Consider the following 21727-nt stretch of genomic DNA (forward strand, 5'->3'; position numbering starts at 1 on the left):
CAGACTTTAAGTCTGACGGAAACCTGCACACACGAAACTTTGTTTAGTTTTGAGGGGACGACCCTCAAGCACCCTAGCGGGTGCGACTTTGTTCTTTGAAAACTGGATATCATTGTTGTAAATGTTTTAAATTGCCGAGAACACAGCGTATTTGTATGAGTTTCTAATATAGAAATTCGCATCGCATAACCGCTGACGCAAGTCAGTACAGGTTAAGTTACAAAGGGCGCACGGTGGATGCCTTGGCACTAGGAGCCGATGAAGGACGGAACTAATACCGATATGCTTCGGGGAGCTATAAGTAAGCTTTGATCCGGAGATTTCCGAATGGGGGAACCCAGTACACATCAGTGTATTGCCTGCAAGTGAATTCATAGCTTGTCGGCGGCAGACGCGGGGAACTGAAACATCTCAGTACCCGCAGGAAGAGAAAGAAAACTCGATTCCCATAGTAGCGGCGAGCGAAGTGGGAAGAGCCCAAACCGAGAAGCTTGCTTCTCGGGGTTGTAGGACTGGACATTGGAGTTACCAAAGTTCGACGTAGTCGAAGTCAGCTGGAAAGCTGCGCCATAGAAGGTGAAAGCCCTGTAAGCGAAACGGCGAACTCTCCGTCCAGGATCCTGAGTACGGCGGAACACGTGAAATTCCGTCGGAATCCGGGAGGACCATCTCCCAAGGCTAAATACTCCCTAGTGACCGATAGTGAACCAGTACCGTGAGGGAAAGGTGAAAAGCACCCCGGAAGGGGAGTGAAACAGTTCCTGAAACCGTGTGCCTACAATTAGTCAAAGCCCGTTAAGGGGTAATGGCGTGCCTTTTGTAGAATGAACCGGCGAGTTACGTTTGCCTGCGAGGTTAAGATGAAAAGTCGGAGCCGGAGCGAAAGCGAGTCTGAACAGGGCGAATGAGTAGGCAGATGTAGACCCGAAACCAAGTGACCTACCCATGACCAGGTTGAAGGTGTGGTGAAACACACTGGAGGACCGAACCCATGTATGTTGAAAAATGCTGGGATGAGTTGTGGGTAGCGGTGAAATTCCAAACGAACTTGGAGATAGCTGGTTCTCTCCGAAATAGCTTTAGGGTTAGCCTCGGAGGATGGATCATGGAGGTAGAGCACTGTTTGAACTAGGGGCCCATCAAGGGTTACTGAATTCAGATAAACTCCGAATACCATCGATCTTACTCCGGGAGTCAGACAGTGAGCGATAAGGTCCATTGTCGAAAGGGGAACAGCCCAGATCACCAGTTAAGGTCCCTAAATTTATGCTAAGTGGAAAAGGATGTGGCGTTGCACAGACAACTAGGATGTTGGCTCAGAAGCAGCCACCATTTAAAGAGTGCGTAATAGCTCACTAGTCGAGTGGCACTGCGCCGAAAATATACCGGGGCTAAGCATAATACCGAAACTGTGGGTGCACCCGTCAGGGTGCGCGGTAGGAGAGCGTTCTAAGGGCGTTGAAGGTCGATCGTGAGGACGGCTGGAGCGCTTAGAAGTGAGAATGCCGGCATGAGTAGCGAAAGATCAGTGAGAATCTGATCCACCGTATGACTAAGGTTTCCTGGGGAAGGCTCGTCCTCCCAGGGTTAGTCGGGATCTAAGGCGAGGCCGCAAGGCGTAGTCGATGACAAGCAGGTTGAGATTCCTGCACTAGTTTATTTTGTTTAAGCGATGGAGGGACGCAGGAGGCTAAGGAAAGCGCACGGCTGGAAAAGTGCGTCCAAGCCGCAAGTCTGGTGGCGAGTGAAATGCTTGCGACCATAAGGACAAGCGGTGATGGGGAGCGAAATTAAAGTAGCGAAGTTCCTGATGTCACACTGCCAAGAAAAGCTTCTAGTGAGAAATAAACTACCCGTACCGCAAACCGACACAGGTAGTCGAGGAGAGTATCCTCAGGTGAGCGAGCGAACTCTCGTTAAGGAACTCGGCAAAATGACCCCGTAACTTCGGAAGAAGGGGTGCTGACCGCAAGGTCAGCCGCAGTGAATAGGCCCAAACAACTGTTTATCAAAAACACAGGTCTCTGCTAAATCGAAAGATGATGTATAGGGGCTGACGCCTGCCCGGTGCTGGAAGGTTAAGAGGATGAGTTAGCGCAAGCGAAGCCCAGAATTGAAGCCCCAGTAAACGGCGGCCGTAACTATAACGGTCCTAAGGTAGCGAAATTCCTTGTCGGGTAAGTTCCGACCCGCACGAAAGGCGTAATGATTTGGGCACTGTCTCAACGAGAGACTCGGTGAAATTATAGTACCCGTGAAGATGCGGGTTACCCGCGACAGGACGGAAAGACCCCATGGAGCTTTACTGTAGCTTGATATTGAGTGTTGGTACCGCTTGTACAGGATAGGTAGGAGCCGTAGAGATCGGAACGCTAGTTTCGATGGAGGCGTTGGTGGGATACTACCCTAGCTGTATGAACACTCTAACCCGCGCCACTGATCGTGGCGGGAGACAGTGTCAGGTAGGCAGTTTGACTGGGGCGGTCGCCTCCTAAAATGTAACGGAGGCGCCCAAAGGTTCCCTCAGAATGGTTGGAAATCATTCGCAGAGTGTAAAGGTAGAAGGGAGCTTGACTGCGAGACTGACAAGTCGAGCAGGGACGAAAGTCGGGCTTAGTGATCCGGTGGTTCCGTATGGAAGGGCCATCGCTCAACGGATAAAAGCTACCCTGGGGATAACAGGCTTATCTCCCCCAAGAGTCCACATCGACGGGGAGGTTTGGCACCTCGATGTCGGCTCATCGCATCCTGGGGCTGTAGTCGGTCCCAAGGGTTGGGCTGTTCGCCCATTAAAGCGGTACGCGAGCTGGGTTCAGAACGTCGTGAGACAGTTCGGTCCCTATCCGTCGCGGGCGCAGGAAATTTGAGAGGAGCTGTCCTTAGTACGAGAGGACCGGGATGGACGTTCCGCTGGTGTACCAGTTGTGCCGCCAGGCGCATCGCTGGGTAGCTATGAACGGAAGGGATAAACGCTGAAAGCATCTAAGTGTGAAGCCCCCCTCGAGATGAGATTTCCCATTCCTATATGGAAGTAAGACCCCTGAGAGATGATCAGGTAGATAGGCTGGAAGTGGAAGTGCAGCGATGCATGGAGCGGACCAGTACTAATCGGTCGAGGACTTAACCAAGTAGAGCGTGAGCAGGAGCGCTTAGAAACCGGAGCATAAGCGGGCCTGAGTTCGTTGGCCGGGTTTTGGCCAATGGACTCAGGGTCCTTATGTGGAGGTTTCTGCGACTGCGAACGCGTTTCGATGAAATACACTGGTTCCCGACAACACAAAACCAACAATGATAGCCAGTTTTGAGAGCGCAAAGTTCTCATAAGTGTGGTGGCGATAGCAAGAAGGATACACCTGTTCCCATGCCGAACACAGAAGTTAAGCTTCTTCACGCCGAGAGTAGTTGGTGGGAAACTGCCTGCGAGGGTAGGAAGCTGCCACGCTAAGATAAGATCCGGTCATATTGACTGGGTCTTTTTTTGATGAGCGTGAGCCAGCCCGGTTAGAAACCGGAGCATAAGTGGGCCTGAGTTCGTTGGCCGGGTTTTGGCCAATGGACTCAGGGTCCTTATGTGCAGGTTTCTGGGCTGGCGAGCGCGTTATAGAACGCGGAAATCTGAACTCACACTTGCCAACCATAGAACAGGTCTTCCATTGAGACTCTTTGCCATTGCGACCGAGGTCCTTACACGCAGGTTTCTGCGACTGGGAGCGCGTTATAGAAAGCGAAAGTCAGATTTCACGTTTGCCAATAATAGAACAAACTCCCAATTGATATTTGTTTAAAGCCACTTACACGCAGACTTCTGCGCCAGTGAGCGCGTTAAGAAAGCAGAAGTAGGAATTTCAAACCTGCCTTAAACAGAACAAAATTCATAACTCTCCACAAACGGAAAATCAAAAAATAATCTTGAAACAACAGTACCATGCGTGCTACATTGCAGAAGCAAGCGGAAAAGGGGGCCATAAAATGCCAGTGAATGCGACGAAAGAGACACTAAAGGAGTTGACCGCTACTGGAACGGTGGTTGTCGACTTTTGGGCGCCGTGGTGTGGGCCTTGTAAGGTGGTTGATCCGATTTTAAGTGCGCTTGAAAAAGAACTGTCAGGGCTAAAAGTAGTGCGCTATAACGTGGAGGCGGATGCTTCGGTGCCGCAAACGTTGAGAATCATGACAGTACCGACAATAGTAGTCTATCAACAGGGACAACCAAAAGAAAAAGTGAGCGGCGTTTATGCTAAAGAAAAACTGAAACGTTACTTTGAAAAGAAATTAGAGGCAGCGCGATGACACACTTAGTTGAACAAGCGCAAATGCAGACCCCAAATCGTGTCTTAGCTACCTGCCTTTTAGCCGGGCGAATTATGATCGAAGGCGGTTCGGAAATGTATCGGGTGGAAGACACGATGCGCCGAATCGCTTTTAACGCTGGTCAACCGCAAACGTTGGTGTTCACGACGCCAACTGGGATTTTTGCCAGCATCGAAAATCAACCGTATATTCAGGAACGGCCGATTAGCAAACGCTCGATTGATATGGAAAAAGTCTCCCGGGTGAATCAGCTTTCCCGATCGTTTGCTGACAAAGAAATTGACTTGGATGCATTATATGCGGCACTGCTTAAATTGGATCAGAATACGCCCTTCTTTCCAATTTGGTGGCAAGTTATCGGTGCGGCCGTTGTCAGTTTGACCTTAATGGTTTTATTTGCGCAAAAATACAACTGGTTTGATATGCCCTTGGCGGCGTTGGTTGGCGCACTTGGTTTTTGGGTGAATATCAAGGTGAATGCCTTAACGAATATTCGCTTTATCAGTGAATTACTCGGCGCTTTGGTTGTCGGATTAACGGCCTGGATCGGTGTTAAATTAGGGTTAGGTCATGATCTGGATGACATTATCATCGGTGCGATTATGCCGCTGGTGCCGGGTGTGGCGATTACCAATTCGATCCGGGATATGTTGGCCGGGCACCTGTTGTCCGGCATGGCGCGGGGCATGGAAGCGATCTTAAGCGCCTGTGCCATTGGTGTTGGGATTGCCATTATTTTCCGGTTCTTTTAGTGAAGGAGGCAGTGCTCTTGCCGTGGTTTGTTGCGTTATTGATCCAGCTATCTTTTAGTTATTTAGCAACCGTTGCGTTTGCGGTGATTATCAATGTTCCGCGCAAGGCACTGAATCTTGCTGGTTGGGCTGGCATGATGGGCTGGCTGGCATACTGGCTATTGATGGAGGCAGGTATTGGCCGGATGATGGCTAACTTGACCGGTGCCTTTGTCATTGGGGTGTGCGGCATCTTCTTTGCGCGTTATAAAAAAATGCCTGTCATTATCTTCAACATCCCGGGATTTGTCCCATTGGTGCCAGGTGCCGTTGCCTATCAGGCGGTTCGCGCGGTGGTGATGGGGCAACTGGATAGCGCTTTACAATATGTCAGTCGCGTGATCATGATTGCCGGTGCGATTGCGGTCGGTTTTATGTTGGCGCAACTCTTGTCAGAATTGTTGTATAAACAGGCAGTCTTAAAGCCGAAAAAGTGATATACTGTCTCTATGCGATGAGTCGAGTAAGCACGGTTCTTGTGCTGAAAGTTGCAGCTGACTGGTTAAAAGCCACCCGCCGGATTGTGGGGTCAGCGATCTCAAGGTTGTGGAGCCAGCGAGATCCTATCCAAGTTAAATTGGGTACTGTAAAAATTGGCAGTCAAGCTTAATGCTTGGCTGCTTTTTTTCGTTTCACGCCGTTTTGGCTGTTTTCACTCTGTTTTTTTAAAATCAAAAAAAGTTCCGAAATCATTCACTTATTAACAAAATTATGAGAATGATCCCCTTGATTTTAGTGATATTTCACATTAGGGCAGCGTCTGGAAAACGTTAAGATAGCGACACATCAGCTGCTTTTGTTAAACGTGCAAAAAATTGAAAATTTAAGTTGACTTTTTGCGTGAATCCAATTAGTATTCTAACCAATCATTAATTTTAACAGGAGAAGGCGATTCAATGTCATCTATGTGTATGTCATCTAAAAAGAGCAATATTCGTCAAAGCATATGCTTAGTCTTGTTGTTGATGCCAGGGACCCGACAGTTTGATCGTTAATGGTCAGCGTATCGAGCCCCGTTTTCGTATTGACAATGGGGCTGATACTTGGCACCCATTCGTCGGAATGGGTGCCTTTTTGTTAAAGATTAATGAAAATGCTAAGGATGTTAAAAAGGGGGAACCAAAATGAAAAAGAGCGTTGTGAAAGCCTTGATTGGCGCCGGGGTTGTTGCCATGTCCATGCTGGCACTGACCGGTTGTGCGACCAAGAGTGCGGCGAATAAAGGAAATACGGCGGGTACTACGATTAAGATCGGCGTGAATATGGAACTGTCCGGTGCCGTGGCTGGTTATGGCGAGCAGGAAAAGCAAGGGGTCGAGCTGGCAGTTAAGCAGATTAATGCTGCTGGCGGCGTGAAAGTTGGTAACAGCAAGAAAAAGCTGACGGCAGTTTATCGCGACAACAAGTCGTCAACCAGCGGGGCGGCGTCGGTTGCGGCGCAGTTGGCAAATAACGAGAAGGTCGTTGCTATCGTTGGGCCGGCGACGACTAATAACGGGACGGCTTCGATTCCAAATATCACCAAAGCGGCAGTGCCGATGGTGGGGCCAAGCGCAACGGATCCTAATTTTACCTTGCAGAAAAACGGTCAGGTGCAGCCTTACGTTTTCCGCGCCTGTTTCACGGACACTTTCCAGGGGCAAAAAGCCGCGGTGTTTGCCGATGACACGTTGAAAGCAAAAAATGTGGCAATTATTGCCGACAACTCAACGGATTATGGCACTGGCTTGGCTAAAGCGTTTAGGAAGAAGTTTACCGGCAAGGTCGTAACCACGGAATATTATCAATCAGGCGATAAAGACTTCAATGCCATGTTGACGAATATTAAAAACAAAAAAATCGATGCGATTTATGCGCCGGGTTACTATTCTGAACTGGGCCTGTTGATTAAACAAGCGCGTCAGTCCGGGATCAAGGTACCGATCATTGGGGCAGATGGCATGGCCGATCCTAAACTGGCGCAGATTGCCGGCAACGAAAATGCGACCGATGTTTATTACACCACGCCATTTTCGACGTTGGCTGCCAATCGCAGTTCGCTGGTTAAGACGTTCATGAATAACTATCAAAAACAGTACAACGCGAGTGCACCAACATTTTCTGCGCTGGCCTATGATTCGGTTTACATGATCAAGCAGGCCATCGAAGATCAAAAGTCAGCGGACTCGGCAAGTATCGCTAAGGGGCTGGCGAAAATTAAGAATATGCCTGGCGTGACCGGTACAACCAGTATTGATAGTAAGCATAATCCGGAAAAGCCGATTGCAGTTGAAGAACTGACGCAAGGCAAGATTACGAAGGCCTATACCGTTAAATAGGCGTTTTCCACAGTTCTGGGAAGGGGGGTACTAACTTTGCAGACCATGATGCAACAAATGATCAATGGACTTTCACTCGGCAGTATTTATGCCTTGCTTGCGCTGGGCTACACCATGGTCTATGGGATCATCAAGTTGATCAACTTCGCTCATGGCGATATTTATATGCTCGGCGCGTTTTGGGGTTATTACGCGATTAATTTTTTACACTTAGGGTTTGTTGGCGCTTTATTATCGGCGATGGTGATGGCCAGTCTTTCAGGGGTTTTAATCGAGTATCTGGCGTATCGGCCATTGCGTAATTCACCGCGGATCGCCGCTTTGATTACCGCGATCGGCGTATCGTTTTTCCTTGAAAATGGCATGTCGTTCCTTTTTGGCGCTAATGCCCGGAATTTTCCGCAAGTAATCACCACCAAAACTTATTATGTGTTCGGCGTGGGAATTTCTAATGTGCAACTGCTGATTTTGTCCACATCGTTGCTGCTGATGGTGTTGTTACAATTCATCATTAAGCAAACCACGATGGGGAAGGCGATGCGCGCGGTTGCGGTGGATCCGCAGGCGGCGCAACTGGTTGGGATCAATCCGGATCACGTTATCTCGTTCACCTTTGCTTTGGGTTCAGCCTTGGCAGGAGCGGCCGGCGTTATGATCGGGCTTTATTACAACTCGATCGATCCTTTGATGGGGATGGTGCCCGGGATCAAGGCGTTTGTCGCGGCGGTTGTCGGCGGCATTGGCTCAGTGCCGGGTGCGGCAGTCGGTGGCTTCCTGATCGGTCTGCTGGAAACCGGCGTGCAGGCCATTGGTTTGTCGGCTTACAAGGACGCGGCGGTTTATCTGGTTCTGATTTTGGTGCTGGTTGTTTTGCCGGCGGGCTTGTTCGGCAAACGTCAACGGGAGAAGGTGTGAGCGCATGCTAAAAAACTTACGCAGCAAATTAATCTGGTTGGCGATCATGGTCAGCGGTTTTGTTCTGATCAATGTCGGGGAATTGACCGGCGTGATCAACACCTTTATCGAAAATGCCTTGGTGACAGTTGGCATTAATATTATTTTGGCAGTCGGGTTAAACCTGATTATCGGGTTTTCGGGTCAATTTTCACTGGGGCATGCTGGCTTCATGGCCATCGGTGCCTACGCAACGGCGATTGTGACGCAAAATATGGCGACACCGCTTGGCTTTTATCTGGCGATGGCGCTGGGGATGGTGATTGCGATCGTGGCGGCGTTGATTGTCGGCATTCCGACCTTGCGACTGCGCGGCGATTATCTGGCCATTGCGACCATGGGAGCGGCGGAAATTATTCGCGTGGTGATTAACAATCTGAAAATCACCAACGGCCCTGCCGGTATGTTCAACATTCCGCCGCTGGCATCATGGCCAACGGTTTACATCTTGATGTGCGTGACAACGGTGGTCATCGTCAACTTTATTCATAGTCGCGCCGGGCGTGCGGTGATGGCAATTCGTGATGATGACATTGCGGCCGAATCGATCGGAATTAACCCGACCAAATGGAAATTGGCCGCGTTTGTGTTAGGCGCCGCGACTGCCGCGATTGGCGGATCGTTGCATGCCAGCTATTTGCAAACCATTGCGCCAGGGGACTTTGGTATTATGAATTCGATCTCACTGCTCATTATTGTGGTGTTGGGTGGTGTCGGCAGTATGACTGGGACGTTTGTGGCGGCGATTGTCTTGGGGATCATCGACACGGCGTTACAGAATTTTGGCACGCTCCGTATGGTGATTTATGCACTCGCTTTGATTTTGCTGATGGTCTTCAAGCCGTCCGGACTACTGGGACATTACGAACTTTCTTTTGGGCGTAAACGGCGCGCGCGAAAGGAGGCAGCATCCTCATGACGAACCAACTTGTAATCGATCATGTCAGCAAAGTGTTTGGTGGGCTGAAGGCAGTCGCCGATGTAAGTTTGACCATTGAGCAAGGTGCATTAATCGCGTTAATCGGTCCTAATGGGGCTGGCAAGACCACCTTGTTCAACATGTTGACTGGTGAATCCGGGCCAACGACTGGAAAAATAACCTTAACGACTGCTAACGGTGATGTCGACATTACCAAAAAGAAGGCGTACCAAGTTGCCAAGTTAGGCGTTGCCCGAACCTTTCAAAACATTCGGTTGTTCGGCGCCATGTCAGTGAAGGAAAATGTGCTGGTGGCCAGAACCCATCTGTACCACGAAGATTTTCTCGGAACGGTTTTACGCTTGCCTCAATTTTATCAACGGGAACATGACGTCGGCGCGGCGGCTGATGAGTTACTGGACTTTTTTGACCTAGCTGATGTCGCAGATGAACCCACGGCGAGTTTGCCTTATGGGACCCAGCGGCGCGTTGAAATTGTTCGCGCTGTCGCTACGAAGCCACAGTTATTATTTTTGGACGAGCCAGCAGCGGGGATGAATCCGGAAGAAACGGCTGATTTGAGTCGGCTGATCGCCCGGGTGCGGGAACATTTTGGCATTACCGTGGTGTTGATTGAACATGATATGTCGTTGGTGATGAATCTGGCTGAATATATTTATGTGTTGGATCACGGCGCGATGATTGCCGAGGGTACACCGCAAGTGATTCAACGTGATCCGCAAGTTATTCGGGCTTACTTGGGAGGTGACGTGCATGCTTGAGGTCAAAGATCTGGTGGTCAATTATGGCGGGATTCAGGCGGTCAAAGACGTCAGCTTCCGCGTTCACACCGGCGAAATTGTGGCGCTTATCGGGGCGAATGGTGCGGGTAAAAGTACCATCTTGAAAACTATCTCAGGCTTGTTGCGGCCGCGTTCCGGCACCATCCTATATGAAGATAAAAACATTGTGGGCATGGCGGCCGCTAAAATCGTAAAAATGGGGATCTCGCAAGTGCCAGAGGGCCGGCATATCTTTGCTGGGCTGACGGTCAGCGAAAACTTGCAGATGGGTGCGTTTGGTCTCAAAGACAAGCAAGCTGCCAGCGACCAGTTGGCGGTGGTTTACGATCGTTTTCCGGTTCTAAGGGAACGGCTCAATCAGGATGCCGCAACTCTGTCCGGTGGCGAGCAGCAGATGCTGGCAATGGGACGCGCGCTCATGGCACGGCCGAAGCTTCTTTTGCTGGATGAGCCATCGATGGGCTTATCCCCGATTTTCATTCAGGAGATCTTCGACATCATTACCAAAATCAACGAACAAGGCACCACGGTTTTGTTAATCGAACAAAATGCCAAGCAGGCGCTGGCAATTGCAAATCGCGGGTATGTTTTGGCCAGTGGGACAGTGAAGTTGACCGGTACAGGTGCGGAATTGCTGGCGGATCCAGCGGTTCAGGCAACTTACCTAGGTGCGCAGCCGGCGACTTGAGTGGAAATCAAAATTTTAATTGTTTTGAATAGGTGGCCATGAGCTGCTTATTTTTTGGTCAAAAAGCATGGCTTCAGCAACCAGGCTGGCGTAGTATGGAAAACGAATGTAATTTTTAAACGAAGTCATCAAAACATCTGTTGTGAACGACATCAGGAGGATGAAAATTGACATTAACCGAACACCAGCAGTGGCTAGTTCACTTTTACCAGAAGCACAATTGGTACGCTTATAGTCCCTTCATCCGACTTAATTTTCTGACCGAAGAAACCGGTGAATTATCGCGGGCGATTCGGGCGCTGGAAATTGGTCGCGATCATCCGGGGGAACCGGTTAAAAGTCAGCATGCCTTGGATGCCAATTTGAAAGAAGAATTGGCGGATGTTCTCGATCAGGTTCTGATTCTAAGCGACAAGTTCGGTATTGATCCGGAAAGTTTGCTTGAACAAAGCGAACGAAAGCTGACGCAGCGGTTTAAGCGCCATGCGTGAAGCCTGAGTCTTGCCAGCTAGTTTAGATCTTTTGTGAATCGGATCGGGTAACTAGCAAAAAACAGGCCACCGCATGAATGCGATTGACCTGCTTTTTTTATGCTTCAATTATCGCGGCTTGTTCATCAAGGATTCTGACTGCCGTCACGTGGCGCTGGGCCGACACCACGGCCGCTACCGCCTTGTCCTGGACGAACGCCTTGTTGATTTGGTGTTGCGACCATGTATTGACTGATTAAATTAACAATTTGCCTGTTTTGCGGCAAGTCACTGTGGCCGGCCTCGTCACCCGAAACGGTGATTTGGGTGTAATGGGCGACCTGATTTTGGAAAATATACTTCCCTGCCTCGACACTTTCGATCGGCACGGTGCCGTCACCATCGAGGTTTTCGGTTCCGGCAATCGAGTAAACGGTTAGGGTGCTCGGCAGCTTGTCCCGACTGGTAATGAAGTCGTTCAACATCTGGGTGCGGTTGTTAGGGTTACTTTCTTCAAGATTATATGGCGTCCCAATCGTCATGAGGCGGGTCATCTGCACGTCGGACTCGTTGTAATATTTTTCGAGAAAAAGCGTGAAAATGAGGCCGCCGTTACTGTGGCCAATGCCGCGGAAACGATTGAAGTTATAGGTTTTGGCCAGCTGCTTGAAGGCAATATTAAACCACGCTGCCTGCTTTTTGATGTTGTTGTAGCCGTCCTTGTTATTTTCAAATGCGACAACAATGTACGGCTCGGTGTCACGCGCAGCGATTTTCCCACTATAAGTCAGCGTGCCATCCGTTTTCACCGTAATCTTCAGGAGACTGTGACCATTCGTCTGGTTGTTGAGTTGGGTGATTAAGGTGTTAAAACGGTCTTCAGTCGCCGAGCTCCCGGGAATTAAGATGATGGGCTGCATCCGCGAATTATGGACGACTCGTGCCGATTTGACGTTTTGGGCCATCCATTTGGTTGCTGGGAACACGACTGCTCCGATGGCAAGAATGCTGAAAAGAATAAGCAGCCATCTGCGCCAGTGTTTAATCATGATGATCACCGACTTTCGCTGATTCAAGACTGACAGTTTCGGCCAACCGGACAAACGGCGCGTAAATCAACACCGAGACGATTAAGCAGATCACGGCCACCACTAAGGCAACCAGATTGCCGTTCGTGCCAAGAAACGCTGCCAGCGGTCCCGGCGTGGTCGTCGGCACCGTGTAAACCGAAGGCGGCATGAGACGCAGACGAATGGCGGCCCAGGCAATTACCATGTTGACCAAAGGCGTGATCAAAAACGGCACTAATAGAATCGGATTAAGGGTTACCGGCCACCCGATCATCACAGGGGAACTAACATTGACCAAACCCGGCAGAAGCGATAGCCCGGCAATCCGCCGTAATGGTTTGGATCTTCCTACCCAAAGTGTCGCAATAATCAGCGCTAATGTCATGCCGACGCCGCCAAAGCTGGCAAACGGATGGTAGATGGTATTCATGGTGATCGGGTTAGGCACGTTGAACAAATTAGCGTGTTCCAGCGCATAGTTTAAGTTCGCCGTGCCAGTCGTACTTCCTGACTGCACCATTAACGGATTAATGGGACCTTCAATTCCGCCCCACCACATAAGCGCATTGATCGTTGTGACCAACGCAAGGCGAAGCGATACATGCGGTATGTTCGTGGCCGGCACCTGGAAAACGACATAGAAAAGACCGATAAAACCTTCTGTTGACACAAAAGTAAGACCGTAAGTGATCGCAACACAACTAATAAGGATCAGTACAGTCAACCAAGTGCCCCGCAAACCGCGACTGATTAGGCCGGCGATGGTGTAATGTTGTGAGGGTTCCTCAAAATCGGCGTGGGTGAAGCGAAATAACCAGCCGATCAGCAAGCCGAAAACAATGGCGATGAATAAGCCGCGATAGCCGAAGTTGTTCATCTGGAACGGCGATTGAGCATTGCGCTGTGCATTAAAATTCAAAATTAAAAAAGCACCGACACTGGTGAGCGCCGCCAGTGAATCATCTTTTTTATAAGAACGGGCAATATATTTTGCAACAAAGAAGGCAGCCATAACGGACATCAGGTCAACGGTCACGGTTTCAATGATCAGCAACAGCGTGCGGATTTGGTTGTAATGAGGGATGACATTGTCGAGATTGTAGATGACCGCAAAAAAACCATTGCGTGAAAAGACGCTTAGTTCTAGCATCTGGGCCCACGCGCCGACCATGACAAACGGGAAAATGACAGCAAAAGTTTGCTGAAGTGCCCGATAAATCCGGTTATGCCGCAATCGAACACTGTTTGCCACGAGCATGGGAAGCAATCTTTGCATGAGATTGCTCATTACTGCCATCTCCCTTAATTTTTATTTGATGAAGTTCTATTAAGGTTATTCTAACAAATATTAATGTGGGCGAGTAGCCTTAAGCCGGAATCTTGACGAGTTTAACGATTTGCTGAAAAAGTAGGAATGAGAACTTATTTTCCAGCATGCAAGGGCTTCCGTACCATGGTATTCTTAAGTTAGGACAGTAAACGGAAACGCGTTCGCTGGCGCAGAAACCGGAGTGTAAGGACCTTGGTCGCAATGACCAAAACCGGGTCATCACGCCCAAGGCCACTTACACTCCGGTTTCTAAGCGCGCCAGCTCACGCTCTTAATTTTTGGAGGCGTAAAAATGAATAAGAACGAAAAACCATTGGCAAAGTATATTGATCATACCTTATTGAAACCGGATGCAACGCAGGACGAGATTGATGTCGTTTTGGATCAGGCAAAGCAGTATGATTTTGCCTCGGTTTGCATCAATCCTTATTGGGTTGCGCGGGCTGCGGCCAGCTTACACGATACGGACGTCAACGTTTGTACCGTGATTGGATTCCCGCTTGGCGCCAACACAACGCAGACCAAGGTTTTTGAAGCCGGTCAGGCGCTTGATGAAGGCGCAAAAGAAGTCGACATGGTCTTGAACATCGGCGAGCTAAAAGCAGGCCATGATGACCATGTTCGTGCCGACATTCAGGCCGTTGCGGATATGACCCATGCAAAAGGCGGCTTGTTGAAAGTCATCATTGAAGCAGTTCTGTTAACCGATGAGGAAAAGGTAACGGCTTGCAAGTTGGCAGCTGCTGCCGGCGCTGATTTTGTCAAGACGTCAACTGGCTTTGCTGCGGGCGGGGCAACGGTGCATGATGTTGCGCTTATGCGGCAGACAGTTGGCGATAAGTTGGGCGTTAAAGCCGCTGGCGGTATTCACTCCTATGCCGAAGCCAAAGCGCTGATTGAAGCCGGCGCTGATCGGCTAGGGGCAAGCGCCGGTGTGCAGATTTTGAAGGAAGCGGGGGAGGCATAGTATGGCATTTGAGCGAGTTATTACCATCGTTCTAGACTCGATTGGCATTGGCGAAGCGCCGGATGCAGCAAAGTTTCATGATACAGGCGCCGATACACTTGGTCACATTGGTGATTATTTTGGTGGGAAACTAGCGCTGCCGAACTTGCAGGCGATCGGGCTGGGCAATATCGATCGGAGAACGCCAATTGCTGGGGTTGGACCACTGGGAAGTCCCAGCGGCTATTTTGGCAAGATGGCGGAGATTTCTGCTGGTAAAGATAGTATGGATGGCCATTGGGAGATGATGGGTCTGCCGGTCACTGAACCGCTTGGCTATTTTCCTAAGGGCTTCCCGGCTGACTTGATTAAGCAAATCGAAGACTTTTCCGGGCGCAAAGTGATTCTTAATAAGCCGTATTCCGGCACCGAAGCCATTAAGGATTATGGTGAGCAGCAGTTGAAAACCGGTGATCTCATTGTTTATACGTCCGGTGATTCAGTGTTGCAGATTGCCGCTCAGACCGATGTGATTCCGCTTGAAGAGTTGTATCGGATTTGCCGCTATGTCCGCAGTATTACGATTGATGCGCCATATCGAATCGGCCGGGTCATCGCTCGGCCATATGTTGGCACCGATCCGACAACCTTCACCCGCACCAGTGATCGCCACGATTATACGTTGCAGCCGGATAAGCCGACCGATCTCGATCGGCTGCAAGGAGCTGGCGTGCCGACTTATGGTATCGGGAAAATCAATGACATTTTCTCGGGACAAGGCTTAGACGATGGCGTGCACACCGTCAGCAACACAGACGGCATGGACAAAACGATTGAAGCGGCGAAATCTGACCGTAAAGGCTTTATTTTTACGAATCTGGTCGACTTCGATGCCATGTATGGTCACCGGCGCAATGCCCAAGGTGATGGCGAGGCGTTAATGACGTTTGACCGCCAGCTGGGTGATTTACTGACGGCTTTGCAGCGCGACGATTTACTCATGATCACGGCCGACCACGGGAACGACCCGACTTTCCGCGGGACGGATCATACGCGCGAATATGTACCATTGTTGGCTTACAGTAAGCAATTCGTTGGCAATGGTGATTTGGGTGTCCGATCGCCGTTTGCTGATTTAGGCGCCACGATTCTCGACAATTTCGGCGTCAGCGGCAATCAGGTCGGCCAATCATTTCTGAGCTTGTTAAAATAACACAACCCAGCGAAAGGGGATCAACAATGAGTACACATATTGCAGCTCCAAAAGGCGCCATCGCGGATATGGTGTTGTTGCCAGGCGATCCATTGCGCGCCCAATACATTGCCGAGAACTTTTTGGAAAATGCGACGCGCTACAACACCGTTCGCAATGCGTTTGGCTTCACCGGAACGTTTGAAGGCCGGCGCGTGTCGGTTCAGGCAACAGGGATGGGCATTCCGTCGATTTCGATTTATGTCAACGAGTTGATTCAGGATTATGGCGTCAAAACGCTGATTCGCGTGGGTACGGCCGGCGGAATGGGCAAGGACGTCAAGGTTCGTGATGTGGTGTTGGCGCAAGGCTCATCGACAGATAGCAGCATCATTTTGAATACCTTTGGCGCTGGCATGTACTTTGCGCCTTTGGCAGATTTTCAGCTATTACGCGAAGCAGCAAATTTGGCAGATGACAGTTCGATCCGCTACCATGTTGGTAATGTACTAGGCGAAGACCGTTTCTATAATGATGAAATGGATCGCCAAAAGCTGATTGACTACGAAGTATTGGCAACAGAAATGGAGACGCCAGCGCTATATTTGCTTGCAGCTAAGTTCCATGCACAGGCGTTATCAATCCTGACCGTCTCGAATCACTTGATTACAGGCGAAGAAACCACCGCTCAAGAGCGACAGACCAGCTTCAATGACATGATCGGATTAGCACTCGGCGTGGCTAAAAAGGTTCCTGTACGTTAAATAACATATAAATTTTATGTATACCAGCAATGTTGTTTCGATTGTTTTTCAGCTGTAACAGCAATTTAATATGCGAACAAGTGGGAAACGTGTTATTCTGTATATGGTATCTTAAGAAAAGGTAAATGACAATTGAATTGTAAAACTCAGTCTCATGCAATTATTCAGTCGAAGAATGGAGGAGTACATACATGGTAAAATCTAAAAAAGTATGGTCAGTAACGGCAGGCTTTGTTGGTGCTGCCGGTCTGGCGGCTTTAGCAACCGGTGCTAATACTGTTTCTGCATCTACAACGGGAACGGTCAACTACAAGACCGGTGCAACCACCGTATGGAATAGTCCATCATGGAACCACGTAAAACGCTATGTAACGTTTGGCGACACGGTGCAGCTATTAGGTAAGACAGTTGATCACAATGGTGCGACTTGGTACAAGGTTGGCGACAACCAGTGGATCCCTGAGCTCTATTTGAACGTTGACGGGAAGACTGCTCAAGTTGAAGCACCAGCATCAACTGCTAGCCAGGCTCCTGCTAGCCAAGCGCCAGCAAGTCAAGCACCGGCGAGTCAAGCGCCTGCTAGCCAGGCGGCACCTGCAGCGACTCCAGCAGCCACCCAAAGTGCTAACATCCAGCTCTATGTTAAGAATGTTGGTTCGGCTGTGACCGTTTGGGCAACGCCTGCATACGGTCGCGCAACGGGGCAGTATCTTGAAGGTCAGCAGTCCGTCACAGCTGTGGCACAACAGCAAGCAAATGGTGAAACATGGTACCAGCTTTCTAACGGTGGCTATGTACCTGCACGCTTTGTCAGCACGACACCTGTAGCAGCTGCACCGCAATCCACAGCACCACAGTCGACTGCTTCAAGCGCAGCTGCCCAACCTGCACAATCTGCTGCGTCACAGGCACCTGCTTCAAGCTCAGCAGCACAACCAAGCCAAGCGCCAGCATCACAGGCACCGGCTTCTAGTGCAGCATCGTCAGAAGCAAGCCAAGCTCCGGTATCACAAGCGCCTGCTTCAAGCTCAGCTGCTGAAAGTCAGGCTCCAGCAGCATCACAGGCACCAGCCTCAAGTTCTGCTGCACCGGAATCAACGGCAAGTACAACGACGACTCCTGTAGCTTCTTCATCGACTGCCCCTCAAACCGAGCAGTTAAGTGCAACGCAGTCGACGAATAATAACAACAATACCAATACAGCGACTGTATCGGCAACTCAGACTCAAACGTCTACCGACACCTCTCGTCAGGCTAAGGTTCAAGCGGTTATCGCCGTTGCTGAACAGCAAATCGGTAAGCCATATATCTGGGGCGGCAAAGGCCCTACAGGCTTTGATTGCTCCGGCTTAATGTACTATGCATTCCTGCATGGTGCAGGTGTTAACATCGGCGGTTGGACCGTACCACAAGAATCTTCAGGTACGCAAGTTTCTCTGGACGCGCTTCAACCAGGTGATCTCCTCTTCTGGGGCAACCATGGTTCAACAACCCACGTAGCGCTTTACATCGGTGGCGGCACCATGATTCAGGCACCGCAACCGGGTGAAAACGTTAAGTACACCGCATTGGCATACTTCCAGCCTGACTTTGCGGTTCGTCCGGATCTATAAACTTAAATTGAATAATCTTTTTCAAAGAAGAACGTCTTTTAGCGAGGCGTTCTTTTTTTGGGGGTGATTCTTTTCAATATTCGCCAGATAAAGACGACTGGACTGGTGCGCCTTGCTGTCTTTACGTTTGTTCTTTTTTGTTTATTTGAACAGCCTGGAAATCCCTATATATAGGCGTTGTCGGCCCAACAAAATCAAAAAATGAAAAAAGTTGTTTATTAAGCGTTTACATTAAAACGGTTACATGTTATAGTCAATTTGTTGAATACAGGAACACATGTGGATCGTTACTATTCAATTAGGCGTAACCACGGCAGTCGAAGATAGCTTGATATCTTCGACCGACCGTGGTTTTTCTATTGCCATTTTTTGTTTAGCAGTTTATAGCATTGACCCGGATCGCGACCGGCGAAGGCATATTAATTTTTCACCTAGAAAGAAGGCTAACTCATGCAAGTCATTGTGAAACGACTTGAGAAGCATCAGGCTTTATTTGAAAAGATCTCGCGAAACATTTACTTGATGGCCATTAAAGATGGTTTCCTGGCAGCAATGCCGATCATTCTGTTTTCCAGTATTTTTATTCTTTTGTCGAATATTCCGCCATTAATTGGGATCAAGATCCCCACTGATTTGAACGCATGGTTTAATAAGATTTACAACTATACCATGGGCTTTGTTGGATTTTACGTTGCCGGAACGACGGCGAAGGCGTTGACCGGCTCCATGAACCAGCGCATCAAAGGTGGACGGTTCATCAACAATACATCAACGATGATGGCCGCAATGGTCGGGTTCATGTTACTGGCGATCGGAACAACCGGTAAAGGCAACTTCTTGCCGACATTCTTTGGTACCCAAGGCATTTTGTCAGCATTCGTTGCGGCGTTTGTGACTGTATGGGTTTACAAGTTCTGTGTTGAACGCGATTTAACCATCAAAATGCCAAAAGAAGTACCGGGCGCCATTTCCCAAAATTTCCGCGATATTATCCCATTCGGTGCAGCAACGATTGTCTTCTCACTGATTGATGTCGCAGCCCGAGCAGCTTTTAAAGTACCGTTCAGTGCCATTCTGGCCACCGTTTTGGCCCCGGTCTTCAAAGGCGCAGAAACTTATCCGGGCATGATGCTGATTTGGTTCCTGATTCCAATGTTTTGGTTCCTTGGTGTTCATGGGCCATCGGTTGTTAAACCGGCACTTGAATCTGCATTGTTTGGGAATACGACGGCAAACTTAGCACTTTTCAAAGCTGGCCACTTCCCATACCATGCCTTGACCGAAAACTTCGGTAACTTTGTTGGCGAACTCGGTGGTACCGGTGCAACATTTATCGTGCCATTTTTGTTCATGTTCTTTATGAAGTCAAAACAGCTAAAAGCTATTGGCAAAGCTTCCTTCATACCAGTTATGTTTGCGGTTAACGAACCGCTGCTGTTTGGGGCCCCGATTATTTTGAATCCATACTTCCTGGTGCCATTTGTGTTGGCACCGGTTGTCAACGTTGTGATCGGTAAAGCATTTATTGACCTGCACATCATGCATGGGTTCATGTACTTCATGTCTTGGGCATTGCCGGGGCCGATTGGTGCACTGATTGATACCGGCTTCCAGTGGACCTCGCTAGTGCTCATGGCGATTTTGCTAGTCGTGGACGCGCTTATCTACATGCCGTTCATCAGAGCATATGATGCGGAACTTCTTCAAGAAGAAGCTGCAGTTGATGCCGCCGATGCTGGCGCCGTCGCAACTGCAACAGCAGCTGGGGCAGGAGAAGTTGCTGCTGAAGCCGATGCTGCAACTGCTCAGGAATTTCCGGAACCAGCGGATGTCAAAGCAGCCAAAGCCGAAAACGCCTCGACTGATGATGGGCAAACTGCGAAAGGTCCCCGCAAGCTTGATCACGAATTGAAAGTTTTGGTTTTGTGTGCTGGCGGTGGGACGAGTGAGCAGCTAGCCAACGCGCTGACTGATGGCGCCAAAACGTATCATGAACCGATCGTTGCCAGTGCTGGTGCCTACGGATCACATCATGATATTTTACCGAACTATGATATGGTGGTTTTGGCACCGCAAGTCCGGACTTATTATAGCGATTTGAAGCATGATACAGATCGATTAGGCATCAAGCTTGTGGCAACCAAAGGCCAGCAATATATTGCTTTGACCCGCGATCCTGAGAAGGCGCTGGACTTTGTTGTCAATCACTACAAAGAAAGCGATACGAAAGAGACGCCTGCGACAGAATAACGTTGTGTCGAATCAAACTGAATACTGATAAAAAGAAAGATAAGGCGGTGTACCAATGTTGCTAAGGGTCAAGCAAGTGTATAACAACAATGCTGTACTTGTAGACGTTGGCAACGGTAAGGAGGCAATTCTTCAAGGCAGAGGTATTGGTTTTAGCAAACGCAAAGACGATCAAATCGATCCCAAAAAGAGTTCGGAGATACTGTATCTCAATGATGCACAAGTGAAGAACCACTTTACGTCATTGCTTAAGGATGTGCCAATTGACATCGTTGTCGCCACGTTCGGTGTGATTGGCATGGCGAAGAAGACGTATCATTACCCAGTTTTGAATTATATTTATGTCACGCTGACCGATCACGTTTTCCAAATGTATAAACGTCTGACCGCTGGCAAATACCAAGCGAGCCCGGCTCCGGATATTCGCGATCGTTATCCGTTGGCTTATCAGATTGCGACAGAGGCAGTCAAACGCCTTAACCATGATCTGGGCGTCCATTTTCCCGATGCCGAAGTGAAAAATATCGCGTTGCATTTTATTAATGCTAAAGGTGTGGATGGTGACTTGGATCCGACCGTGACGCTCACGGCGCGCGTTAATACAATCGTGACGCAGGTTTTTGCTAAATATGGTCTGAAACGGAGCTTAACGAATCAAAACTATTTTGATCGATTGATGATCCATCTCCAGTATCTGGTCGAGCGATTAAACACTGATGAACAAGATGAAGCTGATCTTGATCCAAAAATCGGGCAAGACTTTAAGCGGCTTTATCCGAAATCATTTGCCATTGCCATGGAGATTTGCACGGAGCTTGAGAAGGCTTTGCAGATTAAGCTTAACGAAAATGAACATGTCTATTTCATCATCCATATTCAGCGGCTCATTCAAGAACCGCAAACACCTGCACCTCAAGATTCATAACCAAGGAGGAAATTTTGATGGCAACTAAAGAAGAAATTTCAATGACCGGTTTTGCAATCGTTGCATACGCTGGCGATGCGAAAACTGATTTGATTGAAGCGCTGAATGAAGCGCGCAAAGGGAACTTTAAACATGCGCGGTCATTGGTTGAAGAGGCGCGCCAAAGCATTAACGAAGCACATAATGAACAAACCAAGCTGCTTAGCAAAGAAGCAGGTGGCGACAATATGGATGTCACTTTTATCATGGTGCATGGGCAGGATACCTTGATGACCACCATGATGTTGTTGGACACGATTAGCTTCACGATCGACGAGTATGAGCGGCTGGCTGCGATTGAAAAACAGCTGGGCATCGCGCTGCCAACAAACGACATCCATTAG

18 protein-coding genes and 2 rRNA genes are annotated in these 21727 nt (G+C 49.2%); 18 read left to right on the forward strand and 2 right to left on the reverse strand.

Annotation, left to right across the window (positions count from 1 at the left end; translation table 11 throughout):
- The first annotated feature begins 210 nt into the window (after positions 1-210).
- From LHUE1_RS06730 to LHUE1_RS06780, 11 genes are all read left to right on the forward strand, one after another.
- Positions 211-3128, forward strand: a 23S ribosomal RNA gene (locus tag LHUE1_RS06730).
- A 197-nt stretch (positions 3129-3325) separates the two neighbouring features.
- A 5S ribosomal RNA gene (gene rrf / locus LHUE1_RS06735) occupies positions 3326-3442 on the forward strand.
- A 527-nt stretch (positions 3443-3969) separates the two neighbouring features.
- Complete coding sequence (locus tag LHUE1_RS06740; RefSeq protein WP_049172076.1) at positions 3970-4290, forward strand: thioredoxin family protein; 321 nt, start codon at positions 3970-3972, stop codon at positions 4288-4290.
- Entirely contained in the window at positions 4287-5063 is a 777-nt protein-coding gene (locus tag LHUE1_RS06745; RefSeq protein WP_277848187.1) for a threonine/serine exporter family protein, read from the forward strand. The genes LHUE1_RS06740 and LHUE1_RS06745 overlap by 4 nt, the downstream gene beginning before the upstream one ends.
- Before the next feature lie 17 nt (positions 5064-5080).
- Entirely contained in the window at positions 5081-5539 is a 459-nt protein-coding gene (locus LHUE1_RS06750) for a threonine/serine exporter family protein (protein WP_010492690.1), read from the forward strand.
- A gap of 687 nt (positions 5540-6226) precedes the next feature.
- Entirely contained in the window at positions 6227-7420 is a 1194-nt protein-coding gene (locus LHUE1_RS06755) for an ABC transporter substrate-binding protein (protein ID WP_049172073.1), read from the forward strand.
- Between the two features lie 36 nt (positions 7421-7456).
- Positions 7457-8335 carry a branched-chain amino acid ABC transporter permease gene (locus LHUE1_RS06760; protein ID WP_049172071.1) on the forward strand — a complete coding sequence of 293 codons (879 nt, stop codon included), beginning with the start codon at positions 7457-7459 and terminating at the stop codon, positions 8333-8335.
- Between the two features lie 4 nt (positions 8336-8339).
- Positions 8340-9293, forward strand: coding sequence for a branched-chain amino acid ABC transporter permease (locus LHUE1_RS06765; RefSeq protein WP_049172069.1), 954 nt, complete (start codon positions 8340-8342; stop codon positions 9291-9293).
- On the forward strand, positions 9290-10075 hold the full coding sequence (locus LHUE1_RS06770) for an ABC transporter ATP-binding protein (protein ID WP_049172067.1): 786 nt from the start codon (positions 9290-9292) through the stop codon (positions 10073-10075). The genes LHUE1_RS06765 and LHUE1_RS06770 overlap by 4 nt, the downstream gene beginning before the upstream one ends.
- Complete coding sequence (locus LHUE1_RS06775) at positions 10068-10784, forward strand: ABC transporter ATP-binding protein (RefSeq protein WP_049172066.1); 717 nt, start codon at positions 10068-10070, stop codon at positions 10782-10784. The genes LHUE1_RS06770 and LHUE1_RS06775 overlap by 8 nt, the downstream gene beginning before the upstream one ends.
- 167 nt (positions 10785-10951) lie before the next feature.
- Positions 10952-11275, forward strand: a complete 324-nt coding sequence (locus LHUE1_RS06780; RefSeq protein ID WP_047107746.1) for a MazG nucleotide pyrophosphohydrolase domain-containing protein — start codon at positions 10952-10954, stop codon at positions 11273-11275.
- Between the two features lie 125 nt (positions 11276-11400).
- Here LHUE1_RS06780 and LHUE1_RS06785 read toward each other — a convergent pair whose 3' ends face one another.
- Both LHUE1_RS06785 and LHUE1_RS06790 read right to left on the reverse strand, forming a co-directional pair.
- Positions 11401-12303 carry an alpha/beta hydrolase gene (locus LHUE1_RS06785; protein ID WP_049172065.1) on the reverse strand — a complete coding sequence of 301 codons (903 nt, stop codon included), beginning with the start codon at positions 12301-12303 and terminating at the stop codon, positions 11401-11403.
- The gene (locus tag LHUE1_RS06790; RefSeq protein WP_049172063.1) at positions 12296-13612 is read right to left on the reverse strand and encodes a PTS sugar transporter subunit IIC; all 1317 of its coding nucleotides are present in this window, start codon (positions 13610-13612) and stop codon (positions 12296-12298) included. Before LHUE1_RS06790 ends, LHUE1_RS06785 begins: the two co-directional genes overlap by 8 nt.
- A gap of 334 nt (positions 13613-13946) precedes the next feature.
- Here LHUE1_RS06790 and deoC point away from each other — a divergent pair, with 334 nt between their 5' ends.
- The 7 genes from deoC (at position 13947) to LHUE1_RS06825 (ending at position 21727) form a co-directional block, all read left to right on the forward strand.
- Positions 13947-14621, forward strand: a complete 675-nt coding sequence (deoC, locus tag LHUE1_RS06795; RefSeq protein ID WP_047107744.1) for a deoxyribose-phosphate aldolase — start codon at positions 13947-13949, stop codon at positions 14619-14621.
- A gap of 1 nt (position 14622) precedes the next feature.
- Positions 14623-15813, forward strand: a complete 1191-nt coding sequence (locus LHUE1_RS06800) for a phosphopentomutase (protein ID WP_049172062.1) — start codon at positions 14623-14625, stop codon at positions 15811-15813.
- A 26-nt stretch (positions 15814-15839) separates the two neighbouring features.
- On the forward strand, positions 15840-16556 hold the full coding sequence (gene deoD / locus LHUE1_RS06805; protein WP_049172059.1) for a purine-nucleoside phosphorylase: 717 nt from the start codon (positions 15840-15842) through the stop codon (positions 16554-16556).
- Positions 16557-16747: 191 nt separating this feature from the next.
- Positions 16748-18169: a cell wall hydrolase P75 gene (gene msp1, locus LHUE1_RS06810; protein ID WP_049172057.1), complete on the forward strand. Its 1422-nt coding sequence runs from the start codon at positions 16748-16750 to the stop codon at positions 18167-18169.
- 450 nt (positions 18170-18619) lie between these two features.
- Positions 18620-20419, forward strand: coding sequence for a PTS lactose transporter subunit IIBC (locus LHUE1_RS06815; RefSeq protein WP_277848189.1), 1800 nt, complete (start codon positions 18620-18622; stop codon positions 20417-20419).
- A gap of 55 nt (positions 20420-20474) precedes the next feature.
- Positions 20475-21344 carry a PRD domain-containing protein gene (locus LHUE1_RS06820; RefSeq protein WP_049172053.1) on the forward strand — a complete coding sequence of 290 codons (870 nt, stop codon included), beginning with the start codon at positions 20475-20477 and terminating at the stop codon, positions 21342-21344.
- Between the two features lie 17 nt (positions 21345-21361).
- A complete protein-coding gene (locus tag LHUE1_RS06825; protein WP_025013247.1) occupies positions 21362-21727 on the forward strand; it encodes a PTS lactose/cellobiose transporter subunit IIA in 366 nt (121 codons plus the stop codon).

It is taken from the genome of Lacticaseibacillus huelsenbergensis (assembly GCF_029726355.1).
Classification (GTDB): Bacteria; Bacillota; Bacilli; order Lactobacillales; family Lactobacillaceae; genus Lacticaseibacillus; species Lacticaseibacillus casei.